Source organism: Rubripirellula reticaptiva, assembly GCF_007860175.1.
Taxonomy (GTDB): domain Bacteria; phylum Planctomycetota; class Planctomycetia; order Pirellulales; family Pirellulaceae; genus Rubripirellula; species Rubripirellula reticaptiva.
In genome coordinates this window covers 98,815-119,448 of sequence record NZ_SJPX01000005.1, presented here as the reverse complement: position 1 = coordinate 119,448, position 20,634 = coordinate 98,815, and the positions used below count along the sequence as shown (strand labels likewise).

Sequence of the window (20,634 nt, the reverse complement as noted above, 5' to 3'; positions counted from 1 at the left end):
GCGAGGGCAGAGTGTCCCGTTCAGTGCGAGTCGGTCAGGCCGCCGTCATGATCGCTCGCTTGGCTTCGATTTGATCGATCGCCTCGCAGACGTCCGCTGTGCTGATTGCTCGCATGGCCGTGTTGTCAGCCGCTCGGCGATGGGTTCGCGAGCCGCTCTCGTAGGCATTTTGCAACGCAAACTGGCCATACGGGCCAGAATCGCCCGGCCGAGTGGCGCCGTACAAACCAATCGTGTCGGTCCCAACCGCGACCGCAATGTGCAGCGGGCCGGTGTCGCCGCTGATAAACAAGTCCGCTTGCTCGATTAGCGCACCCAAGTGATGCAGGTCCGTATCGGGTGCAAGCGTCGCGGCGCCGCCCGAGTGGGCAACGATTTGTTCGGCCATCAAGCGTTCTTCGAACGTGCCCCAAACGACCACGCTGCGGTAGCCAAACTTATCAGCTGCGTATTTTGCAGTTTGTCCGAACCGGTCGGGTTCCCAGGCTTTTGATGCCCAGGTCGCACCGGGATTCAGCACGGCCAGCCGAGTGGCTGGAATCGTTCGGCGCCAACGTGCCGCCCAGGTTCGCGACGCTGGCGACAGCGGCAGTTTCCATTGTACCTTGGGCGAATGAATATCCAGCGGAATCAGCAGCTCGAGCGATCGGTCGGTGATGTGCGAAAACACCGGAGGGATCTTGATGTTGTTGAGCACCCGGCTGATTTCGCCCCCATGTTTGCCGGCAAAGCCGATGCGGCGTTTTGCGCCCGACAAGTATCCGGCCAGCGCTGATTTTGTCAGTCCTTGGCAGTCGATCGAAATCTCAAAGTTATAGGGCCGAAGCGTCGATCGAGTTTCTCTCATCCGTTTGGGCGAAGTGAACCAACCGCGTTCCAGTTCGATCACAGCGTCAAGCGCTTGGTGACCGCGAACCATCGGCGCCGCTTTCTTTTCGATCACCCAGCCGATGAAGGCGTCCGGAAAGTTCTCGCGGATCGCACAGGCGACCGGCAAAGTCAAAATCGAGTCTCCGATTGCGCTCATGCGTGAAATCAGAATCCGTGGTGCGCCTGTCGTTTCCATCACTGCGATCCTTCGCGGCTGAAAATGTGTTTCTGGCTGCGACTGTACGAACAAATCCGGACCGTAGGAAAGAGAGAATATGGCTTTGGTCGTACACGAACCTAGAACTTCGCTCCTTAGCCGACGGGAGGAATAGGCAGTTTGCGGGGTCTGGGTTTCTCGCTTGGCATGATTAGCCCAGCGGGGCAAAATACGCTTGTCCGCGCGGTCGCCCAGAGTTCTCTAAACTAGTCGTCTAACCTCTGGTCTCATGCGATTTCACGGTCGCTAATTCCGATTGTCAAAGCCGCACTCCCGCCAACCCCGCCGTTTCTCATGTCTCGCATCTTTGCCTGTTTGCTTATGTTCAATCTCGCGTTTGCGTCCTTGTCGCCGGATCTTTCGGGTGACGAGGGGATGTACTTGTTCAACGATCTGCCCACCAAAACGCTAAAGGAACGTCACGGTTTCGAGCCGACGGCCGAGTGGGCCGACCACCTGCGGCTCAGTTCGGTTCGCTTCAACAGCGGTGGCAGCGGATCGTTTATTTCGTCCGACGGGTTGGTTCTGACCAACCATCACGTCGCCAGTGATACGCTGCATAAGTTGTCGTCAGCCGATCGCAACTTGATCGATGACGGATTTTTGGCCGCGACCCAAGCCGACGAACTGAAAACGCCCGATCTGGAATTGAACCAATTGGTTTCGATCGAAGACGTCACCGATCGCATCAATGCCGAAGTCAAAGAAAACGCATCGGCCGAAGACTCTGCGGCCCAGCGCCGTGCAGCGATCGCAAAGGTCGAAAGCGAATCGACTGAAAAGACGGGCTTGCGCAGCGACGTGATCACGTTGTTCGGCGGAGCTCGCTATCACTTGTATCGTTACAAAAAGTACACCGACGTCCGTTTGGTTTGGGCACCGGAAACCGCGGCTGCTTTCTTTGGCGGCGACGCGGACAACTTTGAATACCCTCGCTACAACGTCGACGCGACGATCATGCGCGTCTACGAAGACGGCAAGCCGGCCAAACTGGAACACTTTCTAAGCTGGAATCGCGAGCCGCTTTCCGATGGCGAGCTTGTGTTCGTCAGCGGTAACCCGGGCCGGACACAGCGAATCTTCACGGTCGCGGCGCTCGAGTTTCTGCGTGACAGCCGAATTCCGTATGTGTTGGATTACTTGCGCCGCAAAGAAATCTTGATGCAGCAGTTTGGGCTCGAGGGCAAAGAAGCCACCCGGCGTGCTCGCGACGAGTTGTTCGGAATCCAGAACGCTCGCAAGGCTTACACCGGCATGTTGGCGGGTTTGCAAGATCCGGCAACGATGGCGACCAAACGCGGCCGCGAGGACCGAATTCTGCAACAGATTTCGGAGAACCCCGAACTGCAGGAACTCGCCTCTGCATGGAAGGCAATCGAAGCGATCCAGGCCGAAAAGAAAGAGCTGCTGACCGAGTCGGCGTCGCTGCGTAGCACGCTGTTCGATCTGGCACAACAGATCACGTTGCTGGCGGCCGAAGATCGCAAGCCGAACGAAGAACGGCTGCGAGGATACACGGACTCGTCACGCGAATCGTTGCTGCAAGAACTGCTCAGCACAGCGCCGATCTACGCAGACTTGGAACAAGTCAAATTGGCGGACGAGCTAGCGCGGATGATCGAACATCGCGGTGCCGACGATCGTCTGGTCGTCGAAATATTGGCGGGGCTGGGGCCGCGTGAACGAGCGGCGGCTTTGGTCAGCGAAACGAAGCTGTTTGATGTCGACGTTCGCCAAGAATTGATCGACGGCGGACTCGACCGTGTCTTGGTCAGCGACGATGCCATGATCGTGTTGGCCAGAAAACTAGAAGACGAGTACCGCCGCATTCGCAAACGAAACGAAGAAGTCGAAGAACGCGAACGACAAGCTTATGCGAAGATCACTCGTGCAACCTCGGCGATCGAAGGTACCGGCGGATACCCCGACGCGACGTTTACGCTGCGTTTGGCGTTCGGAACGGTCAAAGGATATGAAGAAGACGGCAAGCAAATTGATCCGTTCACGAACTTCGCCGGTGCGTATCAACATGCGGCCGATCACGAAGGACAAGCCGACATGGACTTGCCGCCGTCGTGGATGAAGGCCAAGGACTCCGTTGATTTGGACACTCAATTGAACTTCGTTTGTACCGCCGACATCATTGGTGGGAACAGCGGTTCGCCGGTCGTCAATCGCGCTGGCGAGTTGGTGGGATTGATCTTTGACGGTAACATCCAAAGCCTGACCAGCGACTATGTCTACAGCGACAAGCAGGGTAGGGCGGTCAGCGTTTCCGGCATTGGAATCTTGGAAGCGCTAAGATCGATCTACAACGCCAAGGAACTTGCCGATCAAATCGGAAAGTAGAAAAGGAAACCCGATGACAAACCCCACCACTGATTCGCTGGTCCAAAAAAGATGCGTCCCTTGCGAAGGCGGCGTGCCTAAGATCGATCGCGATTCAGCGGTCGGGTTCTTGGCGGCGACGCCGGGCTGGACGCTCGACGACGAAGGCAAGGCGATCTTTCGTAAAGTCAACTGTGGCAACTTCGTTAAAGCGATGAAGTTGTTGCAAAGCATCGCTGACGTGGCCGAAGCGGAACAGCATCATCCGGATCTGCATCTGACCGGATACCGTCACGTTCGCATCGACATGACGACTCACGCGATTGGCGGATTGAGCGAGAATGATTTCATTGTCGCCGCGAAGATCAACCAATTGCTCGGCGATTCGAGTACAACGGCCTAGGCTGGTCGGCGGCCTAACAATATCACAGGACGAAAATTCGCATGGATGCACTCTTTGGCGATCAGCCAATTTTCGGCTTTGGTCCGGATCCGCTTAGCCCTCATCCGCCACGCTCCGTTGACGCCGTTGGCGACGCCAGCATCGATGGATTGAAAGCGAAGGTGATCCAGTCGTGTCCTCGTGTGCCCGGTGTCTACGGGATGCTGGACCGCAAAGGCAACCTGATCTACGTCGGCAAAAGCAAGTCGCTGCGATCGCGATTGCTCAGTTATTTTGCCGCCTCGAATTCGCAGGAAAAGGGCGGCCGGATCATCGAGAGTGCGCGGGCGATCCAGTGGGAGTCGCAGCCGAGTGAGTTTGCGGCGCTAGTTCGCGAGCAACAACTGATCCGCCGTTTCGAGCCTCGCTGGAACGTTCAAGGAGTGCCGAAGCGTCAACGGCCGGTTTACCTTTGTCTGGGCAAGAATCCGGCGACGTTCTTCACGATCTCGCGTCCGTCAAAAGCGAAGACGCTGAAACAATTAACGTCCGAGGACTGTATTGCCGTCGAAGGCCCGTTCTACGGCGCCGCACGAATGAACGCGGTCGTGGAAACGCTAAACAAAGTCTTCAAGCTCCGCGACTGTGGCCAGAAGCAAACGTTTCAGTTCGCCGATCAATTGCAGTTGTTCGATTTGGATCATCGTCCCGGTTGTCTACGACTCGAAATAGGTACGTGCTTGGGACCATGTGCTGCGGCCTGTTCACGAGCGGCGTACGACCAACGCGTCAGCGCGGCCGAGAGTTTTCTGGATGGGTTTAATCACGAACCGCTCGACATCGTCCAGCAGCAAATGGAAACGGCCGCCGCGAATCACCAGTACGAACTGGCCGGTCGGGCTCGCGAGACGATCAAGTCGCTCGAGTACATCGATCGCAAACTGAAATTGCTCAGCCAAGCCCGTCGCCGATTCACGTTCATCTATGCCGTGCCCGGCCACGACGGCTGCGGCACGTGGTACTTGATCCACAGCGGCGAAATCGCCGACTGCATCGCTGCGCCAAGAAACGCGTCCGAATACGACGCGATTCAAGACAAGATGAAGTCGTGGGCATCAATGACAGCCAGCCAACTCGATCGAGGCCACGGCGCGCATCCCCATACTCTGTCGCTAGTCGCATCATGGTTCCGTAAAAATCGCGACGAGCTAGACCAACGAACCTTCGCCCCCCACGCAGCGTGGGACGGCAAGAAAGGACCCGGCAAGTGGACTGGGAAACGAGTCGTGGTCTAGTTGTTATCGAATGGCGAGAACCTAACGACACGGCCGCTCTCGTGAAAGTCCCGCAGGCAAGTACAATCCTGACTCGCCTCTTCGAATCTCGCTCTTACCGACTTGATTCATCCGTTCGTTTGTTCGCTCCACGAGAAAACCATGTCCATTCGACGGTTGCCCAGTCCCAAGCAGCCGACCGGTTTGCTGGCTCATCTAGTTGCCTCGCTCAGTGACACGAAGCGAACTCGCGTGAAAGAGATTTTGCGTAGTGGTTTGGTTCACATCAACGGTGTCTCGTCGACTCAGCATGACGCCCCGGTTGCCCCAAACGACTTGGTTGAGATTCGCAAAGAGCGAGCGCCGGTCGCGCGGTCGCTGCCCTTTGATGTTCTGTTCGAAGACGACAGTATCTTTGTACTCAACAAGCCCAACGGACTGTTGACGGTTGGTAACAAGCACGAGCGTAAGTTGACGGTCGAGTCGATTGTCAATCAAGCTTTGGCCGAACAACGCCAACGCTGCTTCATTGTCCAGCGTTTGGATCTATACACGTCGGGTGTTCTGTTGCTGGCCAAGAGCGAGCTTGTGCAAAAGAAGATCAAAGACAACTGGGGCAAGTCCGAGAAGTTCTATCACGCCCTCGTCGAAGGCACGCCGGACCCGGACCACGCGGACCTCACTCACTTTTTATCCGAAGACGAGCGCTTGCTTGTCCACGCGTCAGATTCGCCCGATCGGGGCGGCGTGAAAGCGTCACTATCGTATCAATCGCTCGAGCGCCGCGAAGCTCACACGCTGGTTCGCGTCAAATTGAAAACTGGCAAGAAGAACCAAATCCGCGCACAGATGTCGGCCATCGGTCACCCGATCGCAGGCGACGCCAAATACGGCGCGACGACCAACCCGATCAGTCGCCTGTGCCTGCACGCATCAAGCCTAACCCTGACGCATCCCACCACCAACCAACGCGTCACTTTCACCGCCCCGCTACCAGACGGCATGGAACTCTAGGCGCCATTTTGTTCTTCTTCTTTCTCTGTCTCCGCGATTCTTCGCTCCTCCGCCCTTCGCGTTTTAATAAACAGACAGGAGTTTTTTTAGCGCAACGTGTGCATGCCGCTGAATCGCGAAGAGCAAACGACAAGAGGTAGGCGAAAGCGATCAGTGAAAATGAACTGACACAGGCGATCATAGGTGCGGCGATCGAGGTGTATCGGCGACTCGGGCCAGGACTTTTGGAAACGGTCTATCGTTGTTGCCTTGCATATGAGCTTCGTAAGCGAGGGTTCAAGTTGGTTGAAAAAAAGCCCGTTGCACTCGACTACGACTTGCATGATCCCTGTGCCTTTCGAGCCGATTTGCTGGTCAACGAACTTGTTGTTGTCGAGCCGAAAGCCAAAGCAGCCATTCACGCGATCGACAAAGCTGAAGCTCTTTCTCGTCTCCGACTTATGAAACTAAGCGTCGGACTGCTTTCAAGCTTCCACGAAGCAAGACTAGTCGACGGCTTCCACCGAATCGTTAACAAGTACCAAGGCCCCAAAGTAACTGAATAAGGCAAGGGGATTCGGCCTTCTTTGTGCACGGCATTCGGAAATTTGAGGGTGATTTGGGTTGCTTTTTGAGGGTGGAATCTCATTCGAGGGGGCTCTCGTGGTCGGGTTGCGTTTGCCGGCCTAAGGGGTAGGGGCACGGCGGGTGGCGTTGCAGCGTGTACACGCCTGCGGTAGGGTCTTTGTGCTGTTTTTTCGGTCGTTTCTCGCTTGCGAAATTGTCGCGAAAATGAGTCTTGACGACGCAAATTATTCTTGTATGCCGTAACTCGCAGCTCCAAAATTATCGATTGTCCGCAGGGATTTTTTCGTCGCCGTTGTCTTCGGCGGGGTGTCCTGTAGGCAAGTTTTTATTGGTCTCGTTTCCACGGAGATGGATAGATGCGGAATCGTGGTATACAGCGAGGGTTCACGCTTGTTGAACTTTTAGTAGTGATTGCAATCATCGGAGTGTTAGTTGGGCTATTGTTGCCCGCCGTTCAAGCAGCCCGCGAAGCGGCTCGTCGGATGAGTTGTAGTAATAATTTCAAGCAAATTGGCTTGGCAATTCACAACTATCACTCGGGCTTCAAGCAGCTGCCGGCTCACGGTACAGGTACCAATCCCAACGTGGGTGTCTACTTTAATCCGTCCGATACCGCCAACCGAGTCCGTTTGAGCATGTTGGTGCCGGCGCTGCCGTTCCTAGAACAGCAAGCGCTTTGGGAACAGATTTCGAATCCTAGCTCGGTGCGTACGGACGGTGACACTGCCGCGGCCGTTGGTACGGTAGCCAATCCCTGGCCAGCGATGGGACCGACACCTGATCAGATCCAGTACATTCCTTGGACCACGGATATTACTGCGTTCCGCTGCCCAAGCGATCCCGGTTTTGGTCTGCCTGCACTCGGGCGAACCAACTACGCGGCCGGGCTCGGCGATTCGTGTTGGCAACTGTACTTTGGCAATGCCAACAACGTGCGAGTTGTAACTGCGGCCACCTCCGCGATGGCCCGAGCCACTCACCGCGGCTTCTTTCAGCCTCAGCAAAACGCGAAATTTCGCGACGTCTTGGACGGCTTGTCCAACACGATTGCAATGGGTGAAATCTTGACCGACCTTGGCGACAACAGCAGCCGAACTCAGGTCACAGAGTCTGCACCGAATTCGAGTGCCCCTGGTATTTCACTCGGCAACATTCGCAACAATCCATCGCGATGTCTGCCGTTGATTGATCCGTTGCGTCCTCGTTTTTGGCAAGCCCAATACAAGATGCAGTCACGCGCCGCATTCGCAAGAGGTTTTCGCTGGGCCGACAATGGTCCGTTCTTCAGTGGAGTCACAAACATTCTTCCTCCGAACCGCGAGATCTGTGGTCCGTACAATACGTTGGGCACCACATTGATCGCGACCATGTCTAGCCACCACCAAGGCGGATGCCATGTCTTGATGGGAGATGGTGCTGTCAAGTTCGTCACCGACTCGATCGAAGCTGGCAATCAGACCGCTCCAAGCGTGTGGGTCAACGGCACAGGTGCAGCGTCACCGGGCAGCGCGAGCCCCTACGGACTTTGGGGAGCTCTGGGGACTCGAGCCAACAAAGAAACGATTAGTGAAGAGTTCTAGCGGTCCGAGTCAACTCAAGTTCAGGTAGGCGGATCAAAGTAGGGCCGGTTCCCACCGGCCAATCCGTTGATTCGCTCGGCCGTTGGGAACTGGCCCTACCCGAAAACCAAGCTGACTCGGACTATCAGGTTTTCAGGCGAGCTGAAAAAAGAATCCGTCTGACTCTCATTTTGTCACGCGGAAATGGTTGCGCAGGTCTAGCCCGCTAGGCCTGCGATGCGTTGCTTCAAATGTTACGGCACCTCCCCGAAAAAGAGATTCCGAAGATGAAAAACATGACTTGCCTTTCACTGTTTTGTTTTGCGTTAACGATGGCTGGTTGCGGCGAACCTGCTAACAAGACCGTTACCGGTAACGCGGACATGGACGCGATCAAAGCGTACGAAGCCAGCATGGCGGCGCTTTCGAACTCACAATCCTCGATGGAGAAGCCAGGTGGCGAGGATAAAGAGGCGGTCGATCCGATCAAACCAAATACTGGCAAAGACGCAAAGTAAGCGTCTCTTGGTGAAACGACTCTGTTCTTGGCGAAGAAATCTTCCGATGGGCCGGCGTGTTGATTCCGCATCGTGATGCGGGCCAGCACGCCGACTCGTCTTCTCTAAGCATTTCCTTCGCGTTCCAAAAAATTCGTTTGATCTTTTTAACGCGGTAGGGTTTGGGGGCTAGCATTCGTGGAGTAGGTTTAGGGGAGCTTGCGACCGGAGAAACTTGCGATTCATGTTTCAGCAGGTTCAATGAGCGTAGGCTTGTTTCTGCAGCCTGCGCTTTTCATAAAAGCTGGGCGTTGATCGGTTCACGAACCATTCCGCTAAGGTGTCGTTGCACTGAACATTCTCTGCGTGCTTCGGCCAGCGCCGGATTATCTTTTCGCATCTATGCCGCCGAACCGTTAGGCTTATGGATGGAAGCCCGGCTTGGATTTGCAATGGCGTCGCAAATCGTTTGCCTGGTGTCGCGAATCGTTCTTGTATCCCCCGCTCTTAGGCGTAACAATCGCCATCGTTGTCACGCAAGGGGTTCTCGGTCGCCGTTATTTGCGGCGGGGGTGTCTTGGGAGATGTATTGATTTTCTCGTTCTAATGGAGACAGATGGATGAAGATTCACAAGAGTAAGCGGGGGTTCACGCTTGTTGAGCTTCTGGTGGTGATCGCGATCATCGGAGTATTGGTCGGGCTGTTGTTGCCGGCCGTTCAAGCAGCCCGCGAAGCGGCTCGACGCATGAGCTGCAGCAATAATTTCAAGCAGATCGGCTTGGCAATTCACAACTATCACTCGGCGTTCAAGCAGCTTCCGACACACGGAACTGGAACCAATCCCGGCGATAATGGTCTGTGGTTTCAGGCGTCTTCCGCTGGCAATCGCATTCGATTGAGCATGTTGGTGCCGACGCTGCCGTATCTAGAACAGCAAGCACTTTGGGAGCAAATTTCGAATCCTAGCTCAGTTCGAACAGACGGCAACACTGGTGCGGCTGTCGGTACGACTACCAACCCTTGGCCAGCGATGGGGCCAACCCCTGACCAGATCCAGTACATTCCCTGGACCACTGATGTTACCGCTTTTCGATGCCCAAGCGATCCCGGTTTTGGCCTGCCTGCCTTGGGAAGAACCAACTATGCCGCCGGACTCGGGGATTCGTGTTGGAGTTTGTATTGGGGCAACGCCAATAACCGACGTGTCGTGACAACTGGCACCAGCAATCAAGCCAGAGCGGCTCACCGTGGGTTCTTCATGCCACAACAAGATGCGAAGTTTCGCGATTGCCTGGATGGTTTATCGAACACGGTTGCAATGGGTGAAATCGTCACCGATCTAGGCGACAACAGCATTCGAGGTCAGGTTACTGAGTCTGCACCGAACTCCAGTGCCCCTGGTATCTCGCTGGGCAACATTCGCAACAACCCATCGCGATGCCAGCCCCTGGTTGATCCGTTACGCCCTCGTTTTTGGCAAGCGCAGTACAAGATGCAATCGCGTGCCTCATTTGGGCGAGGTTACCGCTGGGCCGACAATGGTCCGTTCTTCAGTGGAGTCACAAACATTCTGCCTCCGAACCGCGAGATCTGTGGTCCTTACAATACATTGGGCACCACATTGATCGCGACCATGTCCAGCCATCACCAAGGCGGATGCCACGTCTTGATGGGTGACGGTGCCGTCAAGTTCATCACCGATTCGATCGAAGCTGGCGATCAGACCGCTTCGAACGTGTGGCTTAATGGTAACGGCGCAGCGTCACCAGGCAGTGCGAGTCCGTATGGTCTTTGGGGCGCTTTGGGAACTCGAGCAAGTTCGGAAACGATCGAAGAGTTCTAGGGCGTCAGTCGAGCTGAAAAAATGACGGTCTGATCTTCGGAAAGAAGGTCAGGCTGGGATGGTTGTGCGAGTCCAATCGAAGTGGTCCGCGTGCCTCTTTAACAAATTCTTAAATTGACCTCGGATTTCGACTCGATAATACCGGTCAAAGATTTTTACCGTTCCCGCAGTGAAACTGCACAAATAAAGAAATTCTAGATATGAAAAATTTGACTCGCCTTTCCCTATTCTGCGGCGTGTTGGCAATTGCCGGATGCAGCGAGCCCGCTAACAAAACGGTCACAGGTGACGCGGATATGGACGCGATCAAAGCCTACGAAGCGGCCATGGCAAATCTCGAGAGTTCGCAATCGTCGATGGAGGAATCTGGCGGTGAAGACGCGGAACCAGTGGATCCGATCAATCCGAAGGCTGCCGGCGGAAAGTGAAAGACGCCGCTACGATTCCGCGTGAAGAGATCCTGCGGGAAAGAGTTGTTGAATCGCCGTCGAACCGCTCAGCGAGTTCGACTTCCGCATGGCTATTCTTGCCGTTTTGGTAGGCCGACGTTTGATTTGCTACAATCATCGCTTTCCAATGTCCTCACCGAGTTGCACGCGATCACCATGGCAAAAAACGTATTGGGCACCGAACTCGAGTCATGTAGCACTGATCCGATGACTGGGTTTTATCGCGATGGTTGTTGTAATACCGGCGGCGACGACGCTGGGTTGCACACGGTTTGCTGCCAGGTGACGGCCGAGTTTTTGGAATTCAGCAAATCGCGAGGCAATGATCTGAGCACACCGATGCCGGTCTATCGATTTCCTGGCCTGAAACCAGGCGATCGATGGTGTTTGTGTGCGGCCCGCTGGCGTGAAGCCTACGACGCTGATGCGGCGCCCCAAGTGGTGCTCGAGGCTTGTCACATATCGACCCTCGAATGGGCCAGTTTGGAAGAGTTGCAGGAAAAGGCAGTCGAGAAATAGCGACGGTGGCTTGCGGGAAAAAATGGCAAGCTTTACCAAAACGTCATTCTTAACGCCTAAAAACTCAATTCGTGACGCTACATCAGCGTCTTCCGTCTTGACGCTAAACTCATGGCATTTCTATACTTCCGGGCTTGAAACACCCGTTTGCCCATCTGATCGAAGTCCACGGAAGATCATGAACGATCGACGTCACGAACTGCAACAAAACGACTTGGCGATTTACCTAGATCGCATCAACAAAGTCATCGAGCCGCATTCCAAGGTGATTGCCGTCGTGATCGGCGGGCTGATTGTAGCTGGATTGGCCTGGATGCTTTACAACGGGGAACAAACCAGCAAACGCAGCTATTCGACGTTCGAATTGATCGAAGCGATGAACAGCAACGATACAGAAATCCTGGCCGGCGTCAGTGAGAAGTTCCCTGGCACGTTGGCTTCCGAATGGGCGAAGCTCTATCAAGCCAACCAGTTTTTGACCGAAGGCGTGGACGCGTTGTTCGCCGACCGTGACAACGCAGTCACGTTGCTGGGCGACGCCAAGAAAGCGTACGAAAACGCGTTGGTCGGCGCTACGGACCCATTGTTGATTTCGCGTGGTCACTTCGGTTTGGCGCGTGCACACGAATCGCTTGGCGAACTGGATGAAGCAATCGCACAGTACAAAGAAACCATCGCCGTCGGTGAATCCGATGAAATGACCGAAAAGGCCGAAGAACGCATCGCGGCTCTCGGAAAGCCAGGGACAAAGAGTTTCCTGGCTTGGTTTGCCGATCAAGATTTCTCGCCGTCCGATCCCTCTTTGCCGCCGTCGCTTCCCGGCAGTGCGTCGCTACCCGATCTGCCGGACTTGGATTTGCCCGATCTGAATCTGCCCGGTGGAGAAAACTCAACCGTCATGGAATCGGATGAAGGCCTGGAATTGCCAGCCGACGACGGCGCCGAAACGGGTGTCAAGGAAGAAGCTAGCGAAACGGCTGATGAAGCCAAGGGCGAAGAAGTCAAAGAAGATTCGAAGGCTGAAACAGCTAGTGCCGAGTAACCGACGCGGCGATGACTCGCCGCGAAACCATGATCGCACGGAAGCCGAACTGAAACACGATGCGCCCGACGTTCCTGCTGATGATGAATCAGGGGACGACATCGACGGCGAGGTGATGATCGCCGAAGCGGTGTATCGTGACTTTGTGGTGCCGGAATCTTCCGATGGCGATCGCGTTGACTTGTTCCTGTCGCAAAGCTGCGACGGATATAGCCGGACTCAAATTCGTGCGGCGGTTCAAGACGATGGCGCCGAAGTGGACGGCAAGATTTGTCGGCCTAGCTTGAAATTGAAACACGGGCAACAGATTCGTTTTCGGGTTCCGCCATTGGCGACCGACGATACCGTGCCCGAGAATATCCCGCTGGATGTGCTGTACGAAGACGACGGCATGGTCGTCGTCAACAAGCCACCCGGTATGGTCTGCCATCCGGCTCGCGGACACTGGAGCGGTACGCTGACGAGCGCTCTGGCGTATCGGTTCCAGTCGCTATCCGACGTCGGCGGGCCAACTCGTCCCGGCATCGTTCACCGTCTCGACCGAGACACATCGGGCGTGATCGTGATCGCGAAAACCAATGCGGTTCACGTGCATTTGTCCGATCAGTTCGCTGACCGATCGACTGAAAAAGAATATTTCGCGATCACCAATGCACCATTGGATCGGGATCGCGACGTGATTGATGCGCCGATTGGCCGGCACCCGTACCAGCGCGACAAAATGGCGGTCCGGGCCAATCATATGACCAGTAAGCCTGCGTCAACGTTTTACGAAGTGATTTCGCGACACGGTCGATTCACGCAAGTTCGCTTGTTGCCGAAAACGGGTCGGACACACCAATTGCGAGTCCATTTAGCTCATATTCGTTGTCCCATTTTGTGCGACAAACTGTACGGCGGTCACAGCGTCGTCAGCATTTCATCGTTGACCAGCGGCAAGCGTGACGAGTCTGACACCAGTGTGGTGCTGGATCGGCAGGCGCTGCATGCCCGAAAGCTGACCATCACGAATCCGCAAACCGGAAAGCGGATGACATTCGAAGCGCCGATTCCCGAAGATTTGCAGCGCGTCATCGACCTGCTGCCGTAGCGAAACGTTCGAAACTTCCGCCAGCGTTCACACGCTCAAAATCAACCTCCTGCGTGCGGGAGGGGCGGACGTAACCCTCTTCGGCCGCTGCTGCGTCCGACTCTCCCTGAGAGAGAGTGATGTTTGGACCTGCTTTCTATCCGTTCGCTTGGCGAATTGGGCCGCATTTGTATCGCCCTCGCCCCAAGTGGCTAGCTTTCGTAAGCTGTGTGTCTGTGCAAGTCGAATAGGGGCCGCGATTACGCGATTAGATTTCATTGGGAAAGCAGCTATGGCAGACACGATCGTAATTTTCGGTGCGTCGGGAGACCTGACGAGTCGCAAACTGGTTCCCGCGTTGTTTCGCTTGTTTGTCAAAGGACGTTGGCCCGAAGGTTCTCGCATCGTCGGTGTGTCTCGCAGCGAATTCAAGCACGAAGAGTGGCGTGATTCGTTAAGAACGATGACGGAAAAGTTCGGCGGCGAGCACTTCACGGCCGAAGCTTGGGACAAGTTCGCTGAGAACATTTTCTATCAAGCGGGCGACATCAAAAACCAAGATGATTTCAAAGCTCTCGCTGAATTCTTGAAAACTGTCGAGAGTGACGCATCGGCTGGCCGCGTTTATTACTTGTCAACGATGCCGCAGTTGTACGAGGAAGCCATCCAGCAGCTCGGGAAAGCCGGGCTCGCCGACGACACCAATGGCTATCGCCGCGTCATTATCGAGAAACCGTTCGGCACGGACTTGGCCACCGCCCAGGCGCTGAACTGTTCGATTCATAGTGTCTTTCGCGAAGACCAGATCTATCGAATCGATCATTATCTGGGCAAAGAAACGGTCCAGAATATCTTTGCGTTGCGGTTCGCCAACAGCATTTTTGAACCCATCTGGAATCGCAATTATGTCGATCACGTTCAGATCACCGTTGCCGAAGAAGTCGTGATCGGACGTCGGGCTGGGTATTACGACACGTCGGGCATTCTGCGCGACATGTTTCAGAATCACCTTTTGCAGTTGATGATGATCACGGCGATGGAGCCTCCGGCGCGTTACGACGCGGCGCTCGTGCGTGATGAAAAAGTGAAGGTGCTGCACAGCGTTCGCAAAATGCTTGGCAGCGATTTTGCCAACAACACCATGCGCGGCCAATACGAGGGCTATCTTCGTGAAGAAGGTGTTCCGAAAAATAGTCAAACGGAAACGTTTGCGGTGCTGAAACTGTACTGCGACAATTGGCGATGGAAGGGCGTGCCGTTCTTCTTGCGCAGTGGTAAAGGCATGTCGTGTCGCACGACTCAGATCGTGGTCCAGTTCAAGAATGTGCCTCACATTTTGTTCGGCGAAAAGACTCGCACCCCGGTCGGCAATCGTTTGGTGATCCAAGTCCAGCCGGCCGAAGGAATTCAACTGCACTTTGAAACCAAGGTGCCAGATTCTGAAATGAAGACACGGACCAGCACGATGGATTTCAGTTTTCAACAGGCCGGCGGAGCCGAATTACCCGACGCGTACCAGCGTTTATTGCTCGACGCGATGAACGGCGACGCTAGCCTGTTCGCACGTAGCGACGAAGTCGAATTGGCGTGGGGAATCATCGATCCGATCATCGCGGCTTGGAAGAGTCCTGCGGCGCCGTCCCTGTTCCCGTATCCGACCGGATTGTGGGGACCGTCCGAGGCAACGCCGTGGATGGCCGAACAGCATCGCGAATGGTTCGATGTCTGTCCGGTGTTGCGATAGCTCGACTTTTGCCTGAGCCGTGACACGTCATGGAGCGACCGGCTGCTCGAAACCTCTCCTCGCTTGGGCTCGCCCCTGCTTGGAATGGAGGGTGGAGCAAAGCCCGTCGTTTACCTGAGCGACCGGGGCCGTCGATCGTTAGCAGGCGATTGCGGACGGTGGTTGGACAGCGACAGGCATGCTTTCGCGCCGGATACCGTCGCTGCCGTAAAAGATGACTTGTTTCTTATTGAAATCGCAAATCGCGGTCAACTTCACGCTTCTTGGGCCGTGAACGCAAAAGTAGACGCCGACGGACTTTCCGCCTCGGACGACTTCGCGCTGAGTCATCTGGAATTGGTTCGGCACAAGGTGGCCGAGCTCGCACAATCGTTTTTCGATAGTCTCGCAAAGAGTCGAGAAGTCGATCTTACGAGGTGATAAACCGATCATACATTTCCTTGGGGGCGTAAGAGAGTGAATGGCCCAATTCTGGTGCGTCGCCTCCACCGGCGACCCTTGGGCAGTGGTCCGTATCGGCGCCGCGGTGCGCCGACGTTAGCTCTGAAAAAAGAGTGAAGCTCGCCAGCCGGAACAGGCGGTAAGCGATGCCGATTGTGCCGCTTGGCCGTCCATTGAAAGTTTCATTCGCGTGGATCGGCACGGCAGCCAGCGTGTGTTTCACGCGTTGGATTGGCGAGCGAGGGACTCAGCCCGCTCATTTTGGGGTTGGGAAACAGTTGGCGTGTGATTAGCGAGTCCCTTCATCACCCAAATGTCCGGTCAATTCTGATTCCACTCAAGGTGGCGGCAAGATGTGTCGATTATTCCGATTGTAGTGCAAACTGACCTCCCCCAACCGAAGCACGCGGGCCATACGATGCAATCGACTGAACAAGACTATCACGTTCCTGCCTTTCCTTCTTTCCCGGCCGTCACTCGCTACGTGGCACTCGGAAGCGTCGAAGAAGCGTTCGCACGAGTCTGTCGCAGCGTCGATGCTCAGGAAGCCGTTTCGCTGGTGATCGGACCTCCCGGTACGGGCAAGAGCCTGATCTGTGGCCTATTGGTCGAACAATACAAAGAAACTCACGAAGTCGTGGTGCTCGGTGAAACACCGATTGACGATCGGGCGTCGTTTCTTCGGCACCTGCTGCACCACTTGGGCATGAACTTTTCCCAAGCCCCCGAGAATGACTTGCAGTTGGCGCTCGTCGACCGGGTCTGTGGACCGTCTTCCGCAAGCGGTGGGCTGTTGATCGTGATCGACGAAGCGCAATCGATTGCACCGGAGGTCTTGGAGGCGGTGCGAATGGTGACCAACATCATGAAAGGTGGTAAGCCACGAGTTTCGGCGGTCGTTTGTGGCGCAATGAAGCTAGACGAAGTGCTTATCGATACAAGCTTGGAGGCGTTCACGCAGCGAATCGCGACTCGCTGTTATCTGCATCCGATGAATGGTCATGAAACACGGTACTACATCCACGAGATCATTCGCGGATGCGGCGCCGATCCAAAGGACGTGATCGTTGACGAGGCCGTCAGTGCCATTCATCACGCGTCCAGCGGTGTGCCTCGGTTGGTCAACCAGATGATGACCCAGGCTATCGATACCGCTGAAGAAGCGGGCGAGTCGCTGATCACCGAAGCAGTGGTTGATCGGGCTTGGGCTGCGCTACAGCAGTTGCCATGCCCGATGGTTGATGAGCCAGCGTTAAAAGCGACGGGTGGATCACCCATTGAATTTGGTGAGTTGGAATTGGCTCCGATGAAACCGCTTGAAAAGAAGTCGATGCAGCCTGCCGCTGCGGATGATGACATGTCCGGTCGCGAAGTCGCTGAACTTGATGATTCGGAATCGCTCGGGTTCGCGGACGAAGACGAGTGGCAGTTGGCCGACGAGAGCATCGATTTGGAACAGTCGACCGCAATGTGGGTCGATGACAGCGACGAAGAATACAAAGCTGTCGCACCGCTGCCATCCGCTCTGTTCGGCGAATTTGAAATCGAAGAAGAGATTTCCGCCAGCGTTTCAAAGGATTCTTCGCCATCGAAAGAGCCCTCGATTCCTGTTCGCGAATCGGCGCCGGCGGCATCAAAGGCACCGGTGGCACCAAAGGTACCGGCTCGCATGAGTTTGGAATCAATGTTGCATCAAGAAATCGTAGGTATGACAAGCGTCGATCCGACCGTCGAAGTGTATTCGGACTCAAGCGATGTGCACCAAAACATGATGGACATCGGATCGAGTTTCGAACCTCATAACAGTTGCGATGACGATTGCAGCACTGACTGCGACAGCAGCAATGATCTAGAAATGAAGGCTGCCGACGACATGGCTGCCAGTGAATACGAATCTGATAACTATGAAAACGAAGACCAGTGGAGCGATCACATTCGTTTGGCACATGACGACAGTGACATCTTGGTGATCGAAGACGAGCTAGAGCTGACGCGAACCGATTCGCCCGATGCCTCCGAGAATGCTCCGCGCAGCGTGACGATCGACTTCCAGTCAATGTTGGCACGCATGAGGACTGGTACCTAAGCGATCGTACGGGATTGAGTCCGACCCTCCCGCGGGGCAGGAGGGTGATTTGAACGTGTCAATGACGGATCGATTTTTCGCGGTCGTTTCCTTTTCTCTGCAACCCAAGTTGTCGTGTTCTATGTCGCTCGACGTACTCGCTGGTGAAATCGTTCGTCTGTCCACGCTCGGCCGGACGACGCCGGTTCTGGTGACGCCGACTTACCTGTCGTTTCGTCCAATGTTTTTTCGTCACTTTGTCGAGGCGGTGTCACGGCAGACGGATCGACCGGTTCGAGTCGACTGGCTGCGAACGGGGCAGGGGATCGCGTCGGTGATTTCCGACGTGATGGCGAAACGTGAAGCCGCTAAGATCACTCGATTGCTGCGACGAAACACGTCGACAAAGCATTCGGTCGAGCTGAGTTCGTCGATTGGTCGTCCTTTGCAGGGACAGTCCGACAGTGGCAAGAAACAGAAAGGTAAAACGGCGGTCGGTGAATCGCACCAGACGCCGATCGTGATTGGTTTATGCCATACTGGCGAAATACTGCCGACATGGGCCACCGCCATTCCGCTTGGCGAGAGTCCTTGATTTTATCGAATCGAACTCGCTTGCTTTTGCTCAACTATGACTGCGAATCAAACCCCAACTTTGAAGGTCTCGAAGTCCACGCGTATCGGCTGGATCGGAACGGGTGTGATGGGACGCAGCATGTGCGGTCATCTGATCGAGGCAGGTTACCAGACGACCGTCTACAACCGTTCGCCGGAAAAGTCAGACGAACTGGTGGCTTGCGGCGCGACGCGGGTGGCGTCGCCTGCGGACGTTGCGAGATCCAGTGACGTGGTATTCACAATTGTGGGTTTTCCGTCGGACGTAGAGTCCGTGATCTTAGGCGCAGACGGAGTCCTCGCTGGCGCATCGCCGGGGTGCGTTGTCGTGGACATGACGACCAGCAAGCCATCACTTGCCGTTGAAATCGATCGGCGAGCTCGTCAGGTCGGCGTGCATTCGGTCGACGCACCGGTCAGCGGCGGTGACTTGGGGGCTCGCAACGCGGCGCTTTCCATCATGATCGGTGGCGATGCGGTCGTGGTCGACGCGATTGATCCGTTGCTGCGATTGATGGGCAAGACGATTGTTCATCAAGGACCGGCCGGATCGGGCCAGCACACCAAGATGGTGAACCAGACGTTGATCGCAGCCGGCATGATCGCGGTTTGCGAGGGGATGCTGTACGCCGAGAAAGTCGGGCTGAATGTCGAAACGGTGCTGCAGAGTGTCAGCAGCGGCGCGGCGGGAAGTTGGTCGTTATCCAACTTGGCACCACGCATGGTGGCCGGCGATTTCGAGCCTGGTTTTTATGTCGAACACTTTATCAAGGATATGGGCATCGCGCTAGACGAAGCGGCGCGAGTGAACCTGTGTTTGCCTGGGTTGGCGCTGGCCCACCAACTGTATCAAGCCGTCGCGGCACAAGGGAACCGCAAGAAGGGCACACAAGCATTGTTGTTGGCGCTCAAGAAACTCAACGGGACCGAATCCCAATGAATCGATACCGAATGCGGTTTGCTCCGCAAGTCTGGACGCCTGCCCTGTCACCGTCGATTGTCAATTGGCTTCGCGGCATGCGCACACGGCAGTGTGACCGCGAAGTTCGAATATCGCAGATTGACGTGACGGGCGACGACATTGTGAGGTCGCATTTGGATCGTGGTGATGGCGTGATGATCATGCCGAACCATTCTTCGCATGCCGATCCCTACGTGATCTATTCGGCTGCCGATCGGATTGGAACGCCGCTGTACCTGATGGCAACGTGGCATGTCTTTCACGACAAGTCGCGTTTGGTTCAGTGGTTGCTACGCAAGCATGGCTGTTTCAGTGTTGATCGCGAAGCCAATGATATCGGCGCTTTCAAGTTGGCGTCGTCATTGATGCAAGACAAGCCCGAACCGCTCGTGATTTTTCCCGAAGGCGAGATCTATCACTGCAGCGACCGAGTCACTCCGTTTCGCGAAGGAGCCGCAGCGATCGCGGTGGCTGCGGCGCGCAAGGCAACTCGCCGGATCGTTTGTGTTCCCTGTGCAATCTCGTATCGCTACGAAGATGACCCGACGGAATCGCTAGTTGAAACGATGGGAGAACTGGAAGAGGCAATCTTTTGGCGACGTCAGACTGGGCGTCCGCTCGACGAACGGATTTATCGGTTCGCTGAAGCGTTGTTGGTGGTCAAGGAACTTGAATACCTTGGCGAGACTCGCATCGGACGATTGCCGCAGCGGATCCGCAATCTTGGTGACTTCATTTTGGATGCAGTCGAGGCGCGACATGAATTGAGCGGCGGCGACAAGTCGATTCCTGAACGGGTCAAAGCAGCGCGGAAAACGATCATTGGAAAGCGATCGGAAAATTCGTTATCCGAAGAAGCCAAACGCACGCTTGATGATGACTTGGAAGACTTGTTCTTGGTCGTTCAGTCGTTCAGTTACCCCGGCGACTACGTCGTGGACCGTCCGTCGATCGAGCGAATGGCGGAAACGATCGACAAGTTCGAAGAGGACGTATTGCGGAAGTTCACTGCGTCGATCAAGGCACGGCGAAGTGCGACGGTGATGTTCGGCGAGGGCGTCGAAGTCATCGGCGACAAAAAGATCAAAGGCCAAACGACCGAGATCACATCCGAAGTCGAACGGCGGGTACAATCCATGTTGCAGGAAGCTGCGGCGCAAGAGTGAGCCGAATGATT

General features: G+C 55.4%; 19 protein-coding genes. 17 read left to right on the top strand and 2 right to left on the bottom strand.

All coding sequences use genetic code 11. The features are described 5' to 3' along the window. Window positions 1-34: 34 nt before the first annotated feature. Window positions 35-1,027 (bottom strand): glycosyltransferase family 9 protein, encoded by a 993-nt coding sequence (locus tag Poly59_RS21620; RefSeq protein ID WP_146536208.1) that lies wholly within the window; start codon window positions 1,025-1,027, stop codon window positions 35-37. A gap of 354 nt (window positions 1,028-1,381) precedes the next feature. Here Poly59_RS21620 and Poly59_RS21615 point away from each other — a divergent pair, with 354 nt between their 5' ends. The 13 genes from Poly59_RS21615 (at window position 1,382) to zwf (ending at window position 15,375) form a co-directional block, all read left to right on the top strand. After that, window positions 1,382-3,436 carry a S46 family peptidase gene (locus tag Poly59_RS21615; RefSeq protein ID WP_146536207.1) on the top strand — a complete coding sequence of 685 codons (2,055 nt, stop codon included), beginning with the start codon at window positions 1,382-1,384 and terminating at the stop codon, window positions 3,434-3,436. Between the two features lie 13 nt (window positions 3,437-3,449). Next, window positions 3,450-3,818, top strand: coding sequence for a 4a-hydroxytetrahydrobiopterin dehydratase (locus tag Poly59_RS21610; RefSeq protein WP_146536206.1), 369 nt, complete (start codon window positions 3,450-3,452; stop codon window positions 3,816-3,818). A 41-nt stretch (window positions 3,819-3,859) separates the two neighbouring features. Next, window positions 3,860-5,092: a GIY-YIG nuclease family protein gene (locus Poly59_RS21605; RefSeq protein ID WP_146536205.1), complete on the top strand. Its 1,233-nt coding sequence runs from the start codon at window positions 3,860-3,862 to the stop codon at window positions 5,090-5,092. A 141-nt stretch (window positions 5,093-5,233) separates the two neighbouring features. Next, window positions 5,234-6,085 (top strand): RluA family pseudouridine synthase, encoded by an 852-nt coding sequence (locus tag Poly59_RS21600; RefSeq protein ID WP_146536204.1) that lies wholly within the window; start codon window positions 5,234-5,236, stop codon window positions 6,083-6,085. Window positions 6,086-6,234: 149 nt separating this feature from the next. Further along, window positions 6,235-6,630, top strand: a complete 396-nt coding sequence (locus Poly59_RS21595) for a GxxExxY protein (RefSeq protein ID WP_146536203.1) — start codon at window positions 6,235-6,237, stop codon at window positions 6,628-6,630. A 378-nt stretch (window positions 6,631-7,008) separates the two neighbouring features. Beyond that, window positions 7,009-8,232 (top strand): DUF1559 domain-containing protein, encoded by a 1,224-nt coding sequence (locus tag Poly59_RS21590; RefSeq protein ID WP_146536202.1) that lies wholly within the window; start codon window positions 7,009-7,011, stop codon window positions 8,230-8,232. 275 nt (window positions 8,233-8,507) lie between these two features. Beyond that, a complete protein-coding gene (locus Poly59_RS21585) occupies window positions 8,508-8,729 on the top strand; it encodes a hypothetical protein (protein WP_146536201.1) in 222 nt (73 codons plus the stop codon). Window positions 8,730-9,328: 599 nt separating this feature from the next. Next, window positions 9,329-10,552, top strand: a complete 1,224-nt coding sequence (locus Poly59_RS21580; protein WP_146536200.1) for a DUF1559 domain-containing protein — start codon at window positions 9,329-9,331, stop codon at window positions 10,550-10,552. Window positions 10,553-10,752: 200 nt separating this feature from the next. Next, window positions 10,753-10,980: a hypothetical protein gene (locus Poly59_RS21575; protein ID WP_146536199.1), complete on the top strand. Its 228-nt coding sequence runs from the start codon at window positions 10,753-10,755 to the stop codon at window positions 10,978-10,980. 177 nt (window positions 10,981-11,157) lie between these two features. Then, the gene (locus Poly59_RS21570) at window positions 11,158-11,520 is read left to right on the top strand and encodes a DUF2237 family protein (protein ID WP_146536198.1); all 363 of its coding nucleotides are present in this window, start codon (window positions 11,158-11,160) and stop codon (window positions 11,518-11,520) included. Between the two features lie 178 nt (window positions 11,521-11,698). Continuing rightward, the gene (locus tag Poly59_RS21565; RefSeq protein ID WP_146536197.1) at window positions 11,699-12,562 is read left to right on the top strand and encodes a YfgM family protein; all 864 of its coding nucleotides are present in this window, start codon (window positions 11,699-11,701) and stop codon (window positions 12,560-12,562) included. Window positions 12,563-12,692: 130 nt separating this feature from the next. Continuing rightward, complete coding sequence (locus tag Poly59_RS21560; RefSeq protein WP_390621526.1) at window positions 12,693-13,652, top strand: RluA family pseudouridine synthase; 960 nt, start codon at window positions 12,693-12,695, stop codon at window positions 13,650-13,652. A gap of 271 nt (window positions 13,653-13,923) precedes the next feature. Continuing rightward, on the top strand, window positions 13,924-15,375 hold the full coding sequence (zwf, locus tag Poly59_RS21555; protein ID WP_146536196.1) for a glucose-6-phosphate dehydrogenase: 1,452 nt from the start codon (window positions 13,924-13,926) through the stop codon (window positions 15,373-15,375). A 138-nt stretch (window positions 15,376-15,513) separates the two neighbouring features. On the opposite strand, the gene Poly59_RS21550 is transcribed toward zwf, so the two are convergent. After that, window positions 15,514-15,705 carry a hypothetical protein gene (locus Poly59_RS21550; protein ID WP_246151840.1) on the bottom strand — a complete coding sequence of 64 codons (192 nt, stop codon included), beginning with the start codon at window positions 15,703-15,705 and terminating at the stop codon, window positions 15,514-15,516. Between the two features lie 529 nt (window positions 15,706-16,234). Between Poly59_RS21550 and Poly59_RS21545 the strand changes: the two genes are divergently transcribed. The 4 genes from Poly59_RS21545 (at window position 16,235) to Poly59_RS21530 (ending at window position 20,623) form a co-directional block, all read left to right on the top strand. Beyond that, a complete protein-coding gene (locus Poly59_RS21545) occupies window positions 16,235-17,902 on the top strand; it encodes an ExeA family protein (protein WP_146536194.1) in 1,668 nt (555 codons plus the stop codon). Window positions 17,903-18,023: 121 nt separating this feature from the next. Further along, window positions 18,024-18,476: a hypothetical protein gene (locus Poly59_RS21540; protein WP_186776439.1), complete on the top strand. Its 453-nt coding sequence runs from the start codon at window positions 18,024-18,026 to the stop codon at window positions 18,474-18,476. A 36-nt stretch (window positions 18,477-18,512) separates the two neighbouring features. Then, window positions 18,513-19,436, top strand: coding sequence for an NAD(P)-dependent oxidoreductase (locus tag Poly59_RS21535; protein ID WP_146536192.1), 924 nt, complete (start codon window positions 18,513-18,515; stop codon window positions 19,434-19,436). After that, on the top strand, window positions 19,433-20,623 hold the full coding sequence (locus Poly59_RS21530; RefSeq protein WP_146536191.1) for a 1-acyl-sn-glycerol-3-phosphate acyltransferase: 1,191 nt from the start codon (window positions 19,433-19,435) through the stop codon (window positions 20,621-20,623). Before Poly59_RS21535 ends, Poly59_RS21530 begins: the two co-directional genes overlap by 4 nt. The last annotated feature ends 11 nt before the right edge of the window (window positions 20,624-20,634 follow it).

Bases quoted from the DNA above. Each gene is read 5' to 3' on its own strand.
- Poly59_RS21585 (WP_146536201.1), top strand. From the start codon at position 8,508: ATGACTTGCCTTTCACTGTTTTGTTTTGCGTTAACGATGGCTGGTTGC.
- Poly59_RS21570 (WP_146536198.1), top strand. From the start codon at position 11,158: ATGGCAAAAAACGTATTGGGCACCGAACTCGAGTCATGTAGCACTGAT.
- Poly59_RS21615 (WP_146536207.1), top strand. From the start codon at position 1,382: ATGTCTCGCATCTTTGCCTGTTTGCTTATGTTCAATCTCGCGTTTGCG.
- Poly59_RS21600 (WP_146536204.1), top strand. From the start codon at position 5,234: ATGTCCATTCGACGGTTGCCCAGTCCCAAGCAGCCGACCGGTTTGCTG.
- Poly59_RS21590 (WP_146536202.1), top strand. From the start codon at position 7,009: ATGCGGAATCGTGGTATACAGCGAGGGTTCACGCTTGTTGAACTTTTA.
- Poly59_RS21540 (WP_186776439.1), top strand. From the start codon at position 18,024: ATGTCGCTCGACGTACTCGCTGGTGAAATCGTTCGTCTGTCCACGCTC.
- Poly59_RS21610 (WP_146536206.1), top strand. From the start codon at position 3,450: ATGACAAACCCCACCACTGATTCGCTGGTCCAAAAAAGATGCGTCCCT.
- Poly59_RS21580 (WP_146536200.1), top strand. From the start codon at position 9,329: ATGAAGATTCACAAGAGTAAGCGGGGGTTCACGCTTGTTGAGCTTCTG.
- Poly59_RS21535 (WP_146536192.1), top strand. From the start codon at position 18,513: ATGACTGCGAATCAAACCCCAACTTTGAAGGTCTCGAAGTCCACGCGT.
- Poly59_RS21605 (WP_146536205.1), top strand. From the start codon at position 3,860: ATGGATGCACTCTTTGGCGATCAGCCAATTTTCGGCTTTGGTCCGGAT.
- Poly59_RS21575 (WP_146536199.1), top strand. From the start codon at position 10,753: ATGAAAAATTTGACTCGCCTTTCCCTATTCTGCGGCGTGTTGGCAATT.
- Poly59_RS21620 (WP_146536208.1), bottom strand. From the start codon at position 1,027: ATGAGCGCAATCGGAGACTCGATTTTGACTTTGCCGGTCGCCTGTGCG.
- zwf (WP_146536196.1), top strand. From the start codon at position 13,924: ATGGCAGACACGATCGTAATTTTCGGTGCGTCGGGAGACCTGACGAGT.
- Poly59_RS21565 (WP_146536197.1), top strand. From the start codon at position 11,699: ATGAACGATCGACGTCACGAACTGCAACAAAACGACTTGGCGATTTAC.
- Poly59_RS21530 (WP_146536191.1), top strand. From the start codon at position 19,433: ATGAATCGATACCGAATGCGGTTTGCTCCGCAAGTCTGGACGCCTGCC.
- Poly59_RS21545 (WP_146536194.1), top strand. From the start codon at position 16,235: ATGCAATCGACTGAACAAGACTATCACGTTCCTGCCTTTCCTTCTTTC.
- Poly59_RS21550 (WP_246151840.1), bottom strand. From the start codon at position 15,705: ATGACTCAGCGCGAAGTCGTCCGAGGCGGAAAGTCCGTCGGCGTCTAC.